The following is a 19,654-nucleotide window of genomic DNA, read 5'->3' on the forward strand; positions in this document are numbered from 1 at the left end:
AAAATGAAATTTATTACTAAGCAACATTTTTAAAGTGTTTGGAAGTTGAGTTGTTGTTTGTGTTTAAATTTAAAGTATTATTTATAGTTAAACGTATCATTATCTACACTTCCATCATCTAGGCTACACATCATATCAAAATATAAGCTTCATTGGTTATAGTAATGTTTGCTTGGGTAGAGGTGTGATTTGCATTATTGTTAGTAGTTTTTGGACATATAATTAGAATTGAAGTGTTAGATACGGCTGTAGATGAAGTTGCGCATAGGAACTCTTTAGTACTATCATTTTTTTATAGCAGATATGGTTATAAACAGTGTTATTACTCATGTATTTATCCTCTACTCGCCACACCAATTTCTTAATAGTAAATTTGCTTTAGTAGCATTATATCCAGTTTTTATGATATGCTCTTTATAATCAAGCTCTTTTTTAAGCGCTATTATAATAGCATTTAACACATCTATCTTTGAGTTTTCTCCGCTTTGGTTAAGGCGTTGTTGCATAGAGTGAGTATCGTTTGATAATGTTTGTAGCTCTTTTAAAATATTTTCAATCCTATCTTTATTTCCTAAGTATAACGAGAGATCTGCTATATCTTTTTCATACTCAAGTTTTGCTTCTTCTTTTTTAAGCAATATTCTATTTTTATTTATCTCTTTTTCTTTCACTTTTGTATCTCTTTTACCACCATCAAATAAACTCATATAAAAGCTAAGTCCTACTCTATAACCATGTTTTTCCAAATCCTTTTGAGAAGCCCTATAGCTATCCATATCGCTTCCATATAAATCATATCGTGCATAAAATGATATAGTTGGATAGTATGATTTTTCTTCTGCTTTTAGAGCAAGTTCGTTTTGCATAAGTTCGTAGTCAAACTGCTTTGCTATAATAGTATCTTCAAATTTATTAAATCCTAAATTTGTATCATTTAAACCAAAATCATCAAGCAAAGATATATCTTTTACTTTTGCTCCCGAAATTGCATTTAATTTGCTTAAAGAGTTATTTGCATTTAGCCACAACTCCTCTAATTCATAGCTTGTATCGGCTAGCGATATAGCGCTATTAGCAAGGGCAAGTTTATCTATCTCACCAGCTTTTAGAAGCCTTTTTTGGTAGTTATATAGCATTTTATATAAGTTTTTTAACTTTTCATAGATATCGACTCTGTTTTTATACATAAGTACTTCATAATAGCTTTCTAATAAATTTAATGAAGTATTTAACTCATAAACGCACTTTTTATATCTTGTATTTGTGATATTTTCGCGAGCAGCTTCGGCGGCATAATAATCAGCTCCAAATTTAAACAAATCATATCTTAAAACAAGCGATAACGAGTTGCTATATGTAGTTTGAGATGATAAACTATCATTTCCTATATAAACCGAGTTTACTCCACTATCAAAGCGTTTAGAATACTCAGTATTTGCGCTAATTCCAAGTTCTGGATAGTAATTTGCTCTTGCATAATCAAACTCATTTAAAGCACTTAACACATCTATTTTAGCTAAATTTATACCAGGCGAGTTCAAAAGAGTAAATTCAAGCAAACTATCAAAGCTAAATTTATCACCCATATAACTAGGATATCTTTTTTTAATACTTGATTTATAATCAACATCCAAATCTTTTGCACCATCAAAAGCGTCATTTAGATAGTCGAATTTAGTACTTTTTTGCTTATTTGTGTTTGATACGGTTGATAAATCATAGTTTTTATCAGCAGCAAATCCGCTAGTTAAAAAAATAGTGGTTAAAAATATAAAAATAGTTTTAATACTTTTAAACAATATTTTTTTAATTGTGCCAGCTAATTTTATAAATAAAATTTTAAATTTAAAGTAAGTTTTAAAGCCCTTTTTATCAACATTTATAAAATAATTTTGAATAATACTTTTTATCATATATTTACCTTATCGTATGGCTATAAATCATGGTGGTAAATAAATTTTTTAATCTAAAATTTATTAAATAAATTAATTTAATTTTTAATAAAATAAAGCAAAATGTAAATTTTATAAATTTAATAAACGATTTTATAGATATAAATTTAAAGATATTATAACAGCAACTCATACAGCCAACCTAAAATAAATACGCTATTTTATATAATGGTTTGTTAAATATAGATAAATTTAAAGTAAATCTATCTATATTTAGGTTTTGATGATAGATATTTATTTAAAGATATTAGAAAATAGATACTTTTAAAACATATTTTTAAGATTTCATATGACACTTCGTAAAATTTTATGGATATTTTATTTTAAAAAATTTATTTAAATTTGTTTGCTTAGCTAAGTTTTAAATCTATATTCTTTTTATGGTTTAGCAAAACCAAAATACCAAATTTATATAGTATTTTTCTAAATTTATAACGTGCGAATAAATTTAACTATACAAAAAATATAGTGAAATTAGATACCAAATTTTCACTATATTTTGCTACATCTGGGTAAATTTATATAAAAAGTTACTTAAATTTACTCATTTCTTAGAGTTTGTAAAACATCGATTTGCGTTGCCTTTTTGGCTGGATAATAAGATGAAAGAAGTACGATAAAAAGAGCTCCTACAACTATCATAACCAAATCAGTTAGCGAAAGCTCCATCGGCAGTTTCGAGCTTCCATAAACATCAGCTGGTAAATTTACTATATCAAAACTTCCAAGTAGCCACACCCCAAAAAGCCCCAAAACAAGCCCAAAAACTATACCACCCCCGCCTATAACCATGCCAAGTGTGAAAAAAATCTTTTTTATCTCTTTTTTGGAAGTTCCTAAAGATAGCAAAAGCGCGATTTCTTGACGGCGATTCATCACAGTCATTAAAAGCGAACTTATGATATTTAAACTTGCAACTAAAATTATGAGCATAAGTACGATAAAAAGGGCTCTTTTTTCAAGTTTTAACGCGCTAAAAAAGTTACCATTTTGCTCCCACCACCCAATAGCTCTCATTCCTTGTGGCAAAACCTCGCTAATGCGTTTTATATCGCTAAATGGCTCTTTTGAGTATATATGAATCCCATCAAATTTACCATCGCTGTATCCTAAAACTCTTGCCAAGTCATTTATATCAGCATAGATATAAGCCTTGTCATATGCGATTAAGCCTGAAGTGAAATCCGCTCTTAGCTCAAAGCGCTTCATTTTAGGTATCAAAGCAAATCCACCCGGATCATTTTTAGTAAATATCAGAGTAACTTTTTCTCCATCGCTAAGCAAAAACTCATCTTTTAAGCCTTTGCCAAGCATCACTCCATAACCACTTAAATTTGCATCTTTTATACCATCTTTAACTACACTATTTATCTCTTTTTCATCAGCGATATTTACACCAAATATCATACCACCCTCAAGCCTGTTAGCACTTTTTACTATTACTTGAGAACTTATATAAGGACTAAATTTTATATCTGGAAATTGCGCTTTTAAGGTGGCTAGCTCATCTTTTGTAATTGAACCTTTAAAATGGCTCATTATCGTTATGGGATAGTTCATCGTAAAGAGTTTACGCTCAAACTCTTTATCAAAACCATTCATAATAGCCATAGCTATGATTAAAACCATCAGCCCAATACTCACACCCAAAAACGCCAAAATAGCGCAAAGTGTTATAAAAGGCTGTGATTTATCAAAACGCAGGTATTTACTAACTAGATATTTTATCAAATTTAGCTCCTTAGCCTAAACGGCTAAAGCCCCTTTTTTAGGTCCACTTTTACCACAACACTCTTTGTACTTTTTACCACTTCCGCAAGGGCAAGGCTCGTTGCGCTTTGGTTTTTTACTAAATTGCTGCTCACTGCTTTGCTCTTCTTTATTAGTTTTTATGCTTTTTTCTAACTCAGCCGCCATCTGCTCTTGCATAAGTTTTTGAGCTCTCTCTTCAGCTTCTACCTCTTCTTTAGTTTTAAAACGTATACTTTGAAGAGTTCTGATACTATCGCTTTTTAGCCTTGCAACAAGCTCTATGAAAAGGTTATAACTCTCTTTTTTATACTCAGTTAGAGGATCTTTTTGATTATACCCTCTTAAGCCAATTCCAGTTTTTAAGATATCCATCTGATAAAGGTGTTCTCTCCAGTCACGATCAACTATTTGAAGATATAGTTGTTTTTCTATATTTTTCTTCTGCTCTTCATCGACTACTGACATTTTTGTATCATAAGATGTTTTAAGCTGCGCTACCATCATATCTTTTAAACTAGCGTAATCATCAGCCTTGTCTAAATCCAGCGGATCAAAAACCTCGCCAGTCTCGCTAAATGCTAGCTCGCCAAGCGCTTTTAAGTTAAAGTCGCTTTTTAACATACCATTATAAATTTCAGCACTTTCTAAAAGATAATTAACATAATCCTCTCTATTTGCATCAACTTTATCACTTAAGTCAAACTCTGGATCAAGTAGTTCGTTTCTGTATCTATATACAGTTTTTCTTTGCTCATTTGCTATATCATCATACTCAAGGACATATTTTCTTGACTCAAAGTGCAAGCTTTCTACCTTTTTTTGCGCATTTTCAACAGCTTTTGTAACCATCCTAGACTCGATACTCTCGCCCTCTTTTATACCAAGTCGCTCCATGATGTTTTTTATCTTATCGCTTCCAAAAATTCTAAGCAAGTTATCTTCTAAACTTAGATAAAACCTGCTCTCTCCAGGATCGCCTTGTCTTCCTGAACGACCTCTTAGCTGATTATCGATTCGCCTACTTTCATGTCTTTCAGTTCCTAAGATATAAAGTCCGCCAAGCTCTCTAATCTCATCACTGATTTTAATATCAACTCCACGTCCAGCCATATTTGTAGCTATCGTTACAGCGCCTTTTGCACCAGCGTCTGCGATGATTTGCGCTTCTTTTTCATGGTTTTTAGCATTTAAAACTGAGTGTGCGATTTTTTCTTTTTTAAGAAGCTCATGAAGCTTTTCACTCTTTTCAATCGAAGCAGTTCCTACTAAAACCGGCTGTCCTTTGGCATTAAGTCTTTTAATCTCTTCGATAACAGCGCCAAATTTCTCAGCTTCAGTTTTATAAATCAAGTCGTTTTGATCAACTCTTTTAACCGGCACATTTGTAGGTATAGATATAACATCAAGGCTATAAATTTGACTAAATTCAGCCGCTTCAGTCTGTGCAGTTCCTGTCATACCAGCTAGTTTTTTATAAAGTCTAAAGTAGTTTTGAAATGTTATATCAGCCAAAGTTTGGCTCTCTTCTTGAATTTTCACACCCTCTTTTGCTTCTAGTGCTTGATGAAGTCCCTCGCTAAAACGCCTTCCCTCGCTCAGCCTTCCTGTAAATTCATCAACTATGATAACTTGGTTATCTTTTACCACGTAATGCACATCTTTTTCAAAAAGGTGATTTGCTTTTAAAGCTTGATCAAGATAGTGGCTTAAAACCGCATTTTCAAGGCTATATAAGTTATCAACGCCAAAAAGCTCTTCTGCTTTAGTGATGCCTTGTTCAGTTGGTAAAATGGTTCTGTTTTTCTCATCTACAGTAAAATCTCCAGTTGGTTTTTCTTGTGGAGTTGCTGCTGGCTCGCCTCTGACTAGCTTTTTAGCTACTTCATTTGCCTTAACATATCCATCAAGAGTTCTATTTGTAGGTCCAGAGATGATAAGTGGAGTTCTTGCTTCATCGATTAAAATCGAATCCACCTCATCAACGATAACAAAGTTATGCTCTCTTTGAACCTTGTCTTCGAGTCTAAATTTCATATTATCTCGTAGATAGTCAAAGCCAAATTCGTTATTTGTCCCATAAGTTATATCAGCATCATACGCTTCTTTTCTAACACTATCGTTATACTCTCCACCTACGATTACGCCGACACTAAAGCCTAAAAAGTTATATAAAGCTCCCATATCTTTAGCATCTCTTTTTGCAAGGTAGTCATTTACCGTAACGACATGAACGCCACGCCCCGTCATAGCATTTAGCACAACTGGCAAAGTCGCAACTAGTGTTTTTCCCTCGCCTGTTTTCATCTCAGCTATTCTTCCATCATGAAGCACCATACCGCCTATTAACTGAACGTCAAAATGGCGCATATTTAAAACCCTTTTACTAGCTTCTCTAACTATAGCAAACACATCAAAAAGCACATCATCTAGGGTTTTTTTACCCTCTTGAATAAGCGATTTTAAAGTAGCAAAAGCGTTTTTTAACTCATCATCGCTCAAAGCTTCATATTTAGGTTCTAAAGCGTTGATTTGAATGACTTTTTTTGCATACTGTTTTACGATACGATCATTTTGCGTTCCAAATATCATCTTAGTAATGTTTTTTATCATTTTTTACCTTAAATTTTAAATTTAACCTAGTATTCTATCATATATTTAATTAAATTTTAGCCACTGCTTTAAAAAGTTCGCTTTTTACTATATAAATTTAGACTATATATAAATTTATAGTAAGATTTATATAAGCTATATTAAATATATTTTAAGTTTGTTTTAAACTTTATGATAGAAAATTTACTGAATTATATAAAATTTTAAAATATTAAATTTAAAAATTTCTAAAACTTTGCTCAATTTACATCATAGCCTTTATAATAACGACAATCATTTACTAAATTTAAATTCAATAACGTGAAGCTGATAAAATCGAGCTTTTAGGTATATAATACAAATTTACTCCTTTCTTAAAACAACGCATAAGAAATGACATTATAATAATTTTTTTATCAAAAAATAAGTCGCACTCTGTATAATTTAGCCCTAATTTCAAAATTAAGGATTGAAAATGCAAACTCTTGATGCAAAAAAGGCTAAATTCTTGCCACGTGGCGCAAGTATAATGTGTGATTGGTATGTCAAATCAGCAAAAAACGCTACCATAACTACTACGGATGGCAAAGAATTTATAGACTTCGCTGGCGGTATAGGCGTTTTAAACATCGGTCATAGACACGATAAAGTCGTAAAAGCGGTAAAAGAGCAGCTTGATTGCTTTACTCACACATCTTTTCAGATAAGTCCATATGAAAGTTATATCAGCCTAGCGGAGCAAATTTGCAACGTAGTCCCTATAAAAGGCGATAAAAAAGCGATATTTTTATCAACTGGCGCAGAAGCTGTCGAAAATGCCGTTAAAATCGCAAGAGCGCATACAAAAAGAAGTGGCGTTATCGCATTTACAGGAGCATTTCATGGAAGAACTATGATGACTTTAGCACTAACTGGCAAAGTAAAACCTTATAAAAACAACTTTGGCGCTATGCAATATGGCGTTTTCCACGCTCTTTATCCGAGCAAAACTCAAAACATCTCAACACAAGATGCTATTAAAAGCTTAGAGAGAATTTTTAGAAGCGACATAGCGCCTCATGATGTCGCTGCGATTATCTTTGAACCAGTTCAAGGAGAGGGTGGATTTAACGTCGCGCCAAAAGATTTTGTTGCTAAACTTAGAGAAATTTGCGATAAATTTGGAATAGTTTTAATAGCAGACGAAGTTCAATGTGGATTTGGAAGAACTGGAAAACTGTTTGCGATGGAGCATTTTAGCGAGCAAGCCGATATCATGACAATGGCAAAAAGCTTGGCTGGAGGTATGGTTTTATCTGGAGTTTGTGGAAAAGCTGAGATTATGGATAGTGTTGAGCCAGGTGGTCTTGGTGGAACATACGCTGGAAATCCACTTAGCACAGTCGCTGCTTTGGCTGTTTTGGAAGTTTTTAAAGAAGAGAAACTTTTAGATAGATCAAACAAACTAGGAGATGAGTTAAAAGAGTTTTTAAAGAGCTTAAATTTAAAAGAAGCTAGTGATATAAGAGGTCTTGGCTCTATGGTTGCGATTGAATTTGGTGATGATGAAAATCCAAATGCCACTTTTGCTAAAAAAATACAAGAAAATGCCATGAAAGATGGGCTTTTACTTTTAGTTTGTGGCGTGCATTCAAATGTCATTAGATTTTTATATCCACTAACAATCGAAGATGAAACCTTTAAAAAAGCGTTACAAATCTTTAAAAACGCAGCTATCAAAGCACAGGAATAACGATGAAAGAGCTTTTAAAACACAAAGATATCAGCTTTGAAAAAGTAGAAAATGCCATAGCAGTAACAAACCCTTATAACTTAGAAGTTCTAGCCTATGTTAAAAAAACAAGCGTTAGCGAGCTTGAAGAGATTATAAAAAGCTCGCAAATAGCGCAAAAAAATTGGCGAGAAAAGACAGCTTTGCAACGAGCTGATATTTTATATAAATGGTATGAGCTTATGAAAAAGCACAAAGAGAGCTTAGCTAAAATCATGACTTTAGAGCAAGGAAAAAGCATAAATGAAGCAAGAGGCGAGGTTGATTATAGTGCAAGTTTTATAAGATGGTTTGCCGAAGAAGCGCGCCGCGTTGATGGGGATATACTAACAAGTGTTAGAAATGATCAAAAACTTTTAGTAACAAAAGAGCCTATTGGTGTAACTGCTGCTATAACGCCTTGGAATTTTCCAAGTGCGATGATTTCAAGAAAAGCTGCTCCCGCTCTAGCAGCTGGTTGCTCGATGATACTAAAACCAGCAAGTCAAACTCCACTAAGTGCGTATGCTTTAGCAAATTTAGCTTATGAAGCCGGAGTTGATGAGAATCTTTTTGTAGTTATTAACGGTAGCGCTAGTCAGATTAGCAAATGCTTTTGCGATAGCAAGATAGTTAAAAAGATTAGCTTTACAGGCTCAACCGAAGTTGGAATGCTTTTATATGAGCAAAGTGCAAAAACTATGAAAAAACTAAGCTTAGAGCTTGGCGGAAATGCACCATTTATCGTATTTGATGATGCAAATTTAGATAAAGCGGTTGATGGCATACTAGCGAGTAAATTTAGAAACAGCGGTCAAACTTGCGTTTGCGCAAACAGAATTTATGTGCAAGAGGGAATTTATGATAAATTTTCTCAAATGATAGCCAAAGCAGTAGCAAAACTAGAAGTTGGCGATGGCTTGAAAGAGAGCACAAAACAAGGTCCACTAATCGATGAAAAAGCGGTCTTAAAAGTAGAAGAGCATATAAAAGATGCGCTAAATAAAGGTGCTAAATGCCTGCTTGGTGGCAAAACTCACAAGCTAGGCGGAACGTTTTTTGAGCCAACAGTCTTGCAAGATGTAACGCAAGATATGCTAGTAGCACAAGAAGAGACATTTGGACCACTTTGCCCTATTTTTAAATTCCAAACCGATGAAGAGGTAGTCGAGTTTGCAAACAACACCGACTTTGGACTAGCAAGCTATATCTTTACTACAAGCGTATCTAGGCAGTTTAAAATCTCACAAGCATTGGAATACGGCATGGTTGGAGTAAATACAGGAGCGATATCAAACGAAGTAGCGCCATTTGGTGGGGTTAAATTTAGTGGGCTTGGCAGAGAAGGCAGCAAATACGGCATAGATGAGTACACTCAACTAAAATACACTTGCTTAGATATAGGAGAGTAGATGTCTGATGTTTTAAAAGTCAAAAGACTACAATTTAGCGAAGGCGTGTCTATGATAGTAGGCACAAACATCGGCGCTGGGATTTTATCTCTTTCTTTTGCGGCTAGAAAAGCTGGGTATTTACCGCTTCTTTTTTGGCTTGTTTTGGTTGGAATTTTAACAACGATAACCATGCTTTATGTTGCAGAAGCAACTTTAAGAACCAAAGAACACGAGCAGCTTAGTGGGCTTTCTAAACGTTATGTTGGTGGCGTTGGCTCTTGGATAATGTTTGCTTCAGTTGCTGTAAATTCAATCGGCGCTTTGATTGCTTATATGAGTGGAAGTGGAGATTTGATGCACTCGCTTTTTGGCATAGATAAAAAGCTTGGAAGCATTTTGTTTTTTATACCAGCAGCTGGTGTTTTATGGTTTGGACTAAAGGCGATTGGTAGAGGTGAGAAGTTCGTAACGGCGGCTATGATAATACTTTTGTTAGTATTGATTGTCGCTACATTTTTAACTCCACAAACCGACTTTTCGCATATTTTTGAAGGCGATTGGGTTTATATGGTGCCAGTTTTTAACGTTGTTGTCTTTATCTACTGCGCTCAGTACATCGTACCTGAGATGGCAAGAGGTTTTGCGCATAATCCAAAACAACTCCCTAAAGCAGTAATCGCTGGTATGGGAACAACCTTTGTTTTGCTTGCTCTTGTGCCACTTTCTGTTATATCGCTAAGTGGGCTTGATAATATAACTCAAGTTGCAACTATTGGCTGGGGCGAGGCGCTTGGTAGCTGGGCGTTTTTTGTTGCGAACGGTTTTGCACTTTTTGCTATGCTTACATCTTATTGGGGACTTGGCGGAAGCTTTTTTACAAACATAGCAGATAAATTTAGTTTGCAAGTAGATAATGATATGCTTGTTAGAGCCGGAGTTCTTGTAGTTGTCGTTGTTCCACCGTTTTTCCTTGCTTATAGTGGGTTTGTTAGCTTTGTTGATGCTCTGTATTTTGTCGGGGTATTTAGTGGCGTTGTGCTTAGTATTATGCCTATTATGATTTTAAAAGGTTCAAGAAAAAAAGGCACAAACAAAGATGACATCTGGCACTGCCCAAACTGGATGACTAGTCCATTTATCTATGTAAGCATTATCGTGCTTTACTGCTTAAGCGCGGTTTATGCTATCGCTTCAAAGCTTGGATACTTGCCTGCTGGCTGGTAAAATCAAATAAAAAGTTAGATAAATTTGGAGATTTTATCTTAATCTCCAAATTTAGCCTTGTTTATCTTATAAATTTTTTAAAACATCTTCTCTTTAAATTTAAACCTTAAAAATATATAAAAATTTAAATTTGGTCTAAATTTGCTAACTTCTTATTTATTTAACCATTATCAAAAAATAATAAAATTTATCTATTTAACAAAAGCGGTTAAAATTATCCGATTTTACAAAATTTCAAAGGAAAAATATGCAAATAAGCTATAAGCTAACTAAGTTAGACTATCTAATTTATCAGCTTTATATATATGAAACCAATCCAAAAGAGAGAAAAAAAAGATTTTTTTGGCGCTCTTTATCTGTAGGAATTTGGCTTTTTGCGATTTTTTATATATCATATACTTCATCACCAACAAATGGATTTATTTTGTTTTTAGTCTTTATTTTAATGCTTTGTTTTTACCCATTTTATGTTAAATCTAGCGTTAAAAAACAGTTTAAAAAATATATACAAAAATACTTTATTAACTCCATTAACAAAGAGATAACAGCGTCTTATAAAGATAACGAAATTTGCGTATCGATACAAAAGAATAACTCTTTTAACAAATTTAGCGCAAAAGATATCAAAAAGATAGTAAAATTTGGAGATATGTTTTATATCTTTGTTGGCGAAAATACTGCGATTATAGTGCCAAATGACAGCCCAAATAATCTAGCATTTACAACCCACATAGCAAAAGCTTTAAATCTAGGCATATCAATAGAAAACAATGATAAACTAATAAGGAAATATCTATGAAAAAACTCTTTTTAACCCTGCTTTTTAGCCTAAATTTTGCCTTTGCAAACCCGCTTGAGTTTAACACTTTAAGCAGCGATTTTACACAAACAGTAACCAGTGATGGAAGTAGCATAAAATATAGTGGAAATTTTATCACGACAAAAGAGCTTGCTTTTTGGCACTACAGCACGCCAAATCTTAAAGATATCTACTTTAGCAAGACTCGCGTCGTATCTATCGAGCCCGATTTAGAGCAAGCCATACTCACAAAACTAGATCAAATTCCAAATTTAACCGCAGTTTTACAAAGCGCAAAAAAAGAAAAAGATGGAAGCTATAGCGCTAAATTTGATGATATAACATATAAAATAGAGCTAGAAAATAATCTTATTAGCAAAATAAGTTATAAAGATAAGCTTGATAATGATATAGAAATTAAGCTAAATAATGTCAAGAAAGATGAGCCTATAGATGAGAGCAAACTTGAGCCGATTATACCAAAAGGATATGATATCATCACTCAATGATATATAAGTTTTAAAATAACTTGTTGTGTAAAAATACAAATTTAGTTTGGAAATTTCTATATCAATTAGAGATTTCCAAGCGTAGAAAAATGTATTTTAAATTTATAAAAACTATTAAAAAATATGACTAAATATAGCGAAAATTGCGGTCAAATTTAAAAAACTATTTTAACTTGAACTTAAATTTTACAAGATACTGCTGGCAAAATTTTAGAATATAAATTTAGAAAATCTAGGAATTAGCGATATGTTTTTAGCTATTTACTACTATAAATTTAGATAATTTTTATTAAAATTTATGTGTATGTAATATAAAAATATTAAACTAAAAAGCTTAAAAAAGACAATTTAAGCAAAGATTTAAAATATTTTTTTAAATCACAAAACATAAATTTATAAAATTAAAACGACTACTCACTGCCATTATCTTTAAAAATTTACTTGCTTTTTTAAAAATTTATTTTCACTAAAAGCAAATCAAATTTAGCTTTAAAAGTACAAATTTAATGCAAAATATCAATAAAACGTTTAAAAACAAAAACAATCTTAAAAATTATCAAACATTTTAAAACCATAAATTTCGCAAATTAAAACTACCCTAACCTGTATTTTTAAAAGCACTAAATTTATTCAAAGTATATAAACGCCTGCTCGTTATAAAAATTTCTAACCTCATCATTTACTTTTACAACTCGGTTTATATAGCTTTCAAAGCTCTCTTTTTTGTTATAAATAATCTTTAGTTTTTTAGGATCAACCGCGCGAGAAAGCGCTACATAAAGCTGCCCATCGGTAAATATGTTGTTTAAATCACAAACCAAATTCTCTATACTCATTCCTTGCGATTTATGTATCGTTATGGCATAAGCTAGGCGTATTGGAAACTGATAGTAGCTTGCTAAAACAGTGTAGTCTAGGCTATCGCTTTCAATGGCGATTTCGGTTAAATCATAGCTATTTCGCTCTACTTCTATAATTTCTCCATTGTTTTTTTCTACTATAATCGACTCGATTTGCCCATCTTTTTTCTCTATATCTTTTATGGTTCCACTCTCGCCATTATAAAATAAAATTTTCTCATGAGTTAGCGAGTATTTATTAGTAGTAAATATAACTTTTGCACCGATTTTAAACTCAAAACTATCCACAACATTTAAATTCTTAAGCCATTTTTCAACTCTATCATCTGGTAAATTTGAGGAGTAAATTTCATAATACCCTTGTGAAATTTCGGTATCATTTGCAAGCTTTTCAAGCATAAATTTATTTAGCTCATCAGCCTCTTTGTTTCTACCAAAAAGAACGGTATTTTCGCCATTTAGCGGAATTTCACTAGAGATAAATTTAAGTATATAATTTATCGTTTTTTGGTTTAGTTTTCCAACTCTTATATGAGATAAATTCTCATAAAATTCCAAGTCATCAGTTCGTTTTGACTTTAAAATTTCTATATAAACAAACTTTGAATTTCTCCAAGAAAGAGCTGAAAAAGCGTATGTTGAGTAAAAAAGCGATCTGTTTTTCTCCTCATCTTTTTTCATAACCGGAGGAAGTTGGTAAAAATCTCCAACCACAAGTAGCTTGCCTTTAAAATTTGAATTTGCCAAACGGTAACTCACAAGATCAAAAAGCTCAGCTGAAACCATCGAAATCTCATCTATAACTATCAAGTCAGTTTTTTCTAAAATTTTCTTTAAATCACTAAGCTTTTGCTTTCGCCATTTGCTTTTATCATAACCTCTAAGCTCATCGATATTTTTACAAATTCCAAGACAAAAAAACGAGTGAAGCGTCATGCCGCCGATATTTACAGCGCTTATGCCAGTGCTTCCTAAGGCTACAACATTTTTCTTGTTATCTTTATAATGTTGCATTATATTTTGCGTTGTGTAGCTTTTGCCAACGCCGCCACCACCGGTTAAGAATACATTTGAGTTTTCTAAAATTTCAAGTATTTGGTTAATCAACAGTTATCCTATTTTTTATAGAATTATATCCAAAAATTTACATTAGGATTTGGATTTGTCAAAATTTCTTCTTTTACCGCTCATCGCACTCTTTTTTATCTCTTGCTCTACCAGACAACAAGATGCAGATTTGGACTCTTCGCAGTATCCAAACCACCTAAGTTTGCTAAATTTGGACTTAAAACAAGATGTAAATATCTTACCAGCCATAACAAATCCACTTAAATTTGATAAAAATGTTTTTCTAAAAAGATACTTTAAAGTATGGAGTAACACCAAGCCAGATACGCCTAAAAAAGATGCTTTTTGGGGACTTGAAACATATAAAAATAACAAATTTAGAACATATTACTCACCAAGCAGACGCGCTTATGGCGATGATTTTTTTAACAAAGTTAAAGAAAACGCAAACGAAAATGCCTTTGGAGCTCTATCTTTACCAGCAATTACAGTTAAAAACACATTTTTACGAAACATTCCGACACACGAGCCGATTTTTTATGACTTAAAGCTAAATCCAAGCGAAGGATATCCATTTGACTATCTTTCAAACTCAACTTTAGGCATAAACTACCCACTTTTTGTATCTCATCTAAGCAAAGATGGGGATTTTGCTTTTGTGCAAAATGACGCCGTGTGGGGCTGGGTCGATACAAGAGATGTTAAATTTATCTCAAAAGAACAAACAAATATGTTTAAAAACTCAAATTTCATAACCATTTTAAAAGATAGAACGCCCATAAAAGATAGCCATGGAAACTTCCTTTTTTACGGGCGAGTTGGGACTATTTTGATGTTTGAACGAAGCGATAAAGATAACTTTTATGGCAAAGTTTTTACTCAAAAAGGGTTAAAAAACTATCACATCTCAAAAGAAAACGCAACCATTTGGCCAGCCGTGCTAAGCGATAAAAATATAAAAAAATCCATCGCAAGCATCCTTGGCGAGCCGTATGGCTGGGGCGGATTTAGCTACTATAGAGACTGCTCGTTGTTTACTAAAGACATTATGGCTAGTTTTGGAATTTGGCTACCACGAAACTCAAAAGCACAAGCAAACGTTTATAAAAGTATAAATTTAGCCGGACTTTCAAATGATGAAAAACTTGAGATTATCAAAAAAGATGGCACGCCGTATCTAAGTGTTTTGTATATGCCAGGTCACGTTATGCTCTATACGGGCGTGGTTGATGGCAAGGTTACTATCACGCACAACGCGTGGGGAATCGGCACAAAAAGTGGTGGGCGCGCACTTATCGGACAAACTGCGATAACAACTCTTGAGATAGGAAAAGATAGAAAAGATATATCAAATGATAAGTTACTCTTATCAAGACTTACATCTATGAGCATTTTGCCAGAAGATAAAAACCAAAGCAACGAGGCAAATTTGGTTTTACAAGCACAAAGCGGTTTAAAAGATAGCAAAGCTTTAATTAACCAAAATAAATTTGAAAATGATAGCGCTAGCAAAACGCTAGAACCATCACAACAAAAGCGCACAGCAAGCGAGATTTTAAAACAGTCGTATGGTGTAAATTTAGTAGATAACAGAGTATTTTTCAAAGATAAAACAAGCTTGGAATTTGATGATAAAGTTAAAAAAAGCCAAAAAGAGCTTTTAGAAAATGGCGATATAGAGGATATGATAAACGGAACTTACCCTGCTTTTAGCCAAATTCTAGCACCAAAAAACGATATCGGACGAGTTAGAAACTATGAGTTTTTAGGTAAAATTTACGGCTCTAGCGAAGAAGAAGTAAAAGCAAATTTAGTAGATGTCGTGTGGCTAAAAAACAGCTTAAATTTAAAGCTAAAATTCAACTCAAAAAATGGCGCAGCGGCGGCACTTAGCAAAGTTAGTGATGAGCTTGATGAGCTAGTTAGTAAGGATTTGTCAAATTTAGCATTTCTGCAAGATATCGGCGGAACGTTTAAATGGCGTAAAATCGCTAAAACAAACCGCCCATCAGCCCACAGCTACGGCATCGCCATCGATATAAATGCAGCAAAAAGCAACTATTGGCAGTGGGATAAAAAGTTTAAATTCACTAACCAAATTCCACTTGCGATAGTTAAAATCTTTGAAAAACACGGTTTTATCTGGGGTGGGCGCTGGAAGCATTACGATACTATGCACTTTGAGTATCGCCCTGAATTTTTTGTCAATTAGTCGCATAAATGTAGCTTTTAAAATAAATTAAAATAAGATAAATTAAAATCTAGGTTTTTCTATAAATTTATAAAATTTTAATTTTGTAAAAATATTAATTTATTATAATCTCTTTTTTAGTGTTTGGCTTTTTTAATCTGTATTTTTTAAATCGCTATCTTTTAGAGTTAACATAATTAAAGTCGGTATATTAGGTTTTATCTATATTTGTTAAATTATGGCATAAAATTTTTAGTGAAACAACACAGAGTTTTTATGGGTTTTATTTGCGACAATTTATTACTCGCAAGATAAGTACAAGAGAAGAGTTTATATCTGCATTTGTTTGATTATCATGACAACTTTGGTTACTTATTAATACGTACTCTAAAACAAGGCATTTTAAACTCATCTTGCGTTTAGCGACATATTGCAAAATTGATTTGTTTAAGATGTAAAAAACGCTAATTATGACTCTTTTTCATCTTAGAAACTGTAGTTTCTACTTATAACATCAAAGTTAATTTTATCTAGCGTAAAATATAAATTATGTTTATAAATTTAATTTTCCTACTCTGAATTTACTGACTTTAGACCTGTTTATATGGAAATTAATAAGCTTTATTTTATTTTAAAATACCATATATTAAAATAGTATTTTAATGTTTTAGTTGTTTTGTAGCTAAAATTTGTATTAAAACACAGAAATTTTAAAAGGGATTTTTAAATAAGAAAATTTTACTTGAACAAATTTTGTATTGAAACAAATTTGAGCAAAGATTAAACAGCGGTATTCTAACCTATTTTGCTTAAACAAATTTTGTATTGAAACAATATAGCTGCTTTCATCAAGCACTTCTTCAGGATGATTTTACTTAAACAATTTTTGTATCAAAACTTGTTTTATAATTAAAATTTAGATATTTATTTTATAAAATTTATCTAGTAGAAGGTAAGAATTTGGATAAATTCTAAAAAACTTATCCAAATTTATTTTAATTTATAAAACTCCAGCCTCTTTTTTAAGATGAGCTGCATACATATCACGTAAAATCGGAACAAATTTACCAACTTTTCCACCATTTATCGGCTTTCCATCAGCCTTAATTATAGGAAGCAACATCAATGTAGCCGCACTTATAAACGCCTCATCTGCGCCATAAACCTCTTGCATACTAAAAGCTCTTTCTTCTACTTTAAGTCCAGCATCGCTTGCAAAGCCAAGTATGACCTTTCTTCTAATGCCCGGCAGTATCTCGTTACTCAAAGGTTTTGTTATCAAAACTCCATCTTTGATGATAAAAGCAGTCGAACTGCTTCCTTCAGTTACAAGCCCATTTTCCACCATAAAGCATTCAAAAGCTCCTTTTTTGTGCGCTTCGTGTTTCGCAATACATTGACCAAGAAGCGAAACAGACTTTATATCTCGCCTTTTCCACCTAATATCTTCAACGCTTACGATTTCGATACCTGTTTTTGCATAAGGGTTATTAAATATATCTTTTTGATATGCAAACGCAAAACAAGTAGGTTTAGCATTTTGTATAAAATCAAAGTCTCTCATCGCAACACCACGTGTAACTTGCGTATAAACAGCGCCCTCTTTGATGTTATTTTTCTCTATCAGTTCATAAAACATCTTCTCATACTCATCATGAGTTAGCGGAATTTCTAGCTCAATTTGCGCCAAACTTCGCTCAAATCTCTCCCAAAAATTCTTTCTATCTACAAGTTTTCCAGCTACGATTGGAACAACTTCATAAATACCATCGCCAAAGATAAAACCCCTATCAAAAGCACTAACTTTAGCCTCGTTTGCGTCCATAAATTCGCCATTTACATAGACTATGCCACTAAGTTCATTAGACATAATTTCTCTCTTTTCTTTTTAAAAATTTAACTAACATTTTAGCTAAATTTTGTTTTGTTAGTTATAAAATTTAAGCCCTATAAAGATATTTTGAGAATTTATTGGCTAAAATATGTAAAAAATTTATGGATTAAAAAATGAAAAACAAAAAACTAAAAGATGAAATCATAGATAGCATGTTTATAGTATCTAAAAAACCAGTCCTTTTTCGCGATTTGCTCGATGCAAATGTAGCGTTTAACGAAGGCATGCTTGTTGATCCTGCTAAGCTAAATTTCCGCTTTAGATACGGCAGATCTTATATCGTTTTTGGAGTTATATGTCTTGTCTTTTTGATACCTTTTATCATTATAACCCATAGTCTTTTTTTAAAAGTTGATTTTCATCTTTCTATAATCGTATCTGTTTTAATAACCGCTTTAGTTTTCATATCTTTTGATCTTTTCAAAGTTTGGGCTAGAAAAGAGCTAACGCAAAGACTTATAAAATCGGCTTGGCAAGTGCATTTTCCATACTTTGCTTATGAAAAATACTCTCAAAAAGTTGAAGAAATTTATGATGAAGCTGTAAAAAAAGAGCTTCCTAGAAGAGATTTAGAGCAGTATGTTTTGGATAGCTTGGTAAAACAAGATTAAAAATTTAGATTTTTTATCTTATCAAATTTAGAGCTGATTTTTTCTGAGTTTTCATTAAGCACGGTTGTAGCGTCTTTTAGTTTAGTTGAGTAGTTTAGTATGCTTTTGTTTTGCTCTTTAAATTTATCAAAATCTTTGGAAAGATTAAAAATCTCTTGTTTGATTGTGTTTGCATTTTTGCTTATACTTTCGTCTCTTAAAAAAGTTTTAAAAGAGTATAAAAGTGCCATTAATGTTGATGGAGACGCCATAAAAACAGCCTTTTGGTTCATATACTCAAATACTTCGCTTAAATTTGAGCATATATAAAGAAATATCGCTTCGCTTGGTATAAACATCACCGCATACTCCGTTGTTTGCGGTGGCAAAATATATTTTAAAGATATATCATCTATCTGTCTTTTCAAATCTTTTTTAAACTCTTTTTCATATATCTGCACACTTTTTTTATCATTTAAAGAGCAAGCCTCGCAAATTCTTTGATAGTTTGCAAGTGGAAATTTTGAGTCGATTGGCAAAACAAGCCCATCTTTTATCTTTAAAACCGCATCAACTATGGTGTTGTTATCAAACCTTTTTTGAAGTTCATAAAAGCTTTTGTTTTCTCCATAACTTAGCTCTAAAATTTTTGCAAGCTCAAACTCTCCGAAATTTCCCCTTAGTTTTTGGTTACTAAAAATCGAGTTTAGTCTCATAACTTCATCTTTTAAACTTTTGCTAGATTCGTTTGCATTTTCTAGTTCGTTGATTTTTTCAAGTATGTTTTTAAATTTTGTATCAAGTGAGTTTAGTCCATTACTTAAGTTGTTAGTTGTGTTTAAATTTGATGAGTTTATGCTCTCATTAAGCGTTTGATTCAAGAAAAAAAATCTATCGATAATAGCGTCATTTATATCGCTAATAGAAGCTTGGCTTTTAGAACTTTGCTCGTTTAATAAATTTTGCATATTTAAAATTTGCTGATAGAAAAAATCGCGCTGTCTTATCATCATAACAAACAAAGCCAAAACAACAAAAGCTACAAACAAAGCCAACGATATAAAGATATAGCTACTTTGCAT

Annotated in this window: 13 protein-coding genes; 7 read left to right on the forward strand and 6 right to left on the reverse strand. The window is 32.5% G+C overall.

The window, feature by feature from the left end; all coding sequences use genetic code 11:
- Nucleotides 1-341 precede the first annotated feature (341 nt).
- From CGEO_RS06170 to secA, 3 genes are all read right to left on the reverse strand, one after another.
- Nucleotides 342-1,913, reverse strand: coding sequence for a TolC family protein (locus CGEO_RS06170; RefSeq protein WP_075540374.1), 1,572 nt, complete (start codon nt 1,911-1,913; stop codon nt 342-344).
- Between the two features lie 579 nt (nt 1,914-2,492).
- Complete coding sequence (locus CGEO_RS06175; protein ID WP_075494388.1) at nt 2,493-3,683, reverse strand: ABC transporter permease; 1,191 nt, start codon at nt 3,681-3,683, stop codon at nt 2,493-2,495.
- Between the two features lie 15 nt (nt 3,684-3,698).
- The gene (gene secA, locus CGEO_RS06180) at nt 3,699-6,314 is read right to left on the reverse strand and encodes a preprotein translocase subunit SecA (RefSeq protein WP_075531618.1); all 2,616 of its coding nucleotides are present in this window, start codon (nt 6,312-6,314) and stop codon (nt 3,699-3,701) included.
- Nucleotides 6,315-6,768: 454 nt separating this feature from the next.
- Here secA and gabT point away from each other — a divergent pair, with 454 nt between their 5' ends.
- The 5 genes from gabT (at nt 6,769) to lolA (ending at nt 11,969) form a co-directional block, all read left to right on the forward strand.
- Complete coding sequence (gene gabT / locus CGEO_RS06185; RefSeq protein WP_075494386.1) at nt 6,769-8,025, forward strand: 4-aminobutyrate--2-oxoglutarate transaminase; 1,257 nt, start codon at nt 6,769-6,771, stop codon at nt 8,023-8,025.
- 2 nt (nt 8,026-8,027) lie between these two features.
- A complete protein-coding gene (locus tag CGEO_RS06190) occupies nt 8,028-9,455 on the forward strand; it encodes an NAD-dependent succinate-semialdehyde dehydrogenase (protein WP_075540375.1) in 1,428 nt (475 codons plus the stop codon).
- Nucleotides 9,456-10,661, forward strand: coding sequence for an aromatic amino acid transport family protein (locus CGEO_RS06195; protein WP_075494384.1), 1,206 nt, complete (start codon nt 9,456-9,458; stop codon nt 10,659-10,661).
- 247 nt (nt 10,662-10,908) lie between these two features.
- Nucleotides 10,909-11,460, forward strand: coding sequence for a YcxB family protein (locus tag CGEO_RS06200; protein WP_075494383.1), 552 nt, complete (start codon nt 10,909-10,911; stop codon nt 11,458-11,460).
- Nucleotides 11,457-11,969 (forward strand): LolA-like outer membrane lipoprotein chaperone, encoded by a 513-nt coding sequence (gene lolA / locus CGEO_RS06205; RefSeq protein ID WP_075494382.1) that lies wholly within the window; start codon nt 11,457-11,459, stop codon nt 11,967-11,969. The genes CGEO_RS06200 and lolA overlap by 4 nt, the downstream gene beginning before the upstream one ends.
- Before the next feature lie 626 nt (nt 11,970-12,595).
- Here the strand turns inward: lolA and CGEO_RS06210 are convergent.
- Nucleotides 12,596-13,936 carry an ATP-dependent DNA helicase gene (locus CGEO_RS06210; protein WP_075494381.1) on the reverse strand — a complete coding sequence of 447 codons (1,341 nt, stop codon included), beginning with the start codon at nt 13,934-13,936 and terminating at the stop codon, nt 12,596-12,598.
- Nucleotides 13,937-13,991: 55 nt separating this feature from the next.
- Here CGEO_RS06210 and CGEO_RS06215 point away from each other — a divergent pair, with 55 nt between their 5' ends.
- Entirely contained in the window at nt 13,992-16,109 is a 2,118-nt protein-coding gene (locus CGEO_RS06215) for a bifunctional C40 family peptidase/M15 family metallopeptidase (RefSeq protein ID WP_172658115.1), read from the forward strand.
- Nucleotides 16,110-17,088: 979 nt separating this feature from the next.
- Here CGEO_RS06215 and CGEO_RS06220 read toward each other — a convergent pair.
- Nucleotides 17,089-17,958, reverse strand: coding sequence for a D-amino acid aminotransferase (locus tag CGEO_RS06220; RefSeq protein WP_075494380.1), 870 nt, complete (start codon nt 17,956-17,958; stop codon nt 17,089-17,091).
- Nucleotides 17,959-18,095: 137 nt separating this feature from the next.
- On the opposite strand from CGEO_RS06220, the gene CGEO_RS06225 reads away from it, so the two are divergent.
- Entirely contained in the window at nt 18,096-18,593 is a 498-nt protein-coding gene (locus tag CGEO_RS06225; RefSeq protein ID WP_075494379.1) for a hypothetical protein, read from the forward strand.
- On the opposite strand, the gene CGEO_RS06230 is transcribed toward CGEO_RS06225, so the two are convergent.
- Complete coding sequence (locus tag CGEO_RS06230) at nt 18,590-19,654, reverse strand: DNA recombination protein RmuC (RefSeq protein WP_075494378.1); 1,065 nt, start codon at nt 19,652-19,654, stop codon at nt 18,590-18,592. The two genes, CGEO_RS06225 and CGEO_RS06230, sit on opposite strands and share 4 nt — an antisense overlap.

The organism is Campylobacter geochelonis, from assembly GCF_013201685.1.
GTDB classification, from domain to species: domain Bacteria; phylum Campylobacterota; class Campylobacteria; order Campylobacterales; family Campylobacteraceae; genus Campylobacter_B; species Campylobacter_B geochelonis.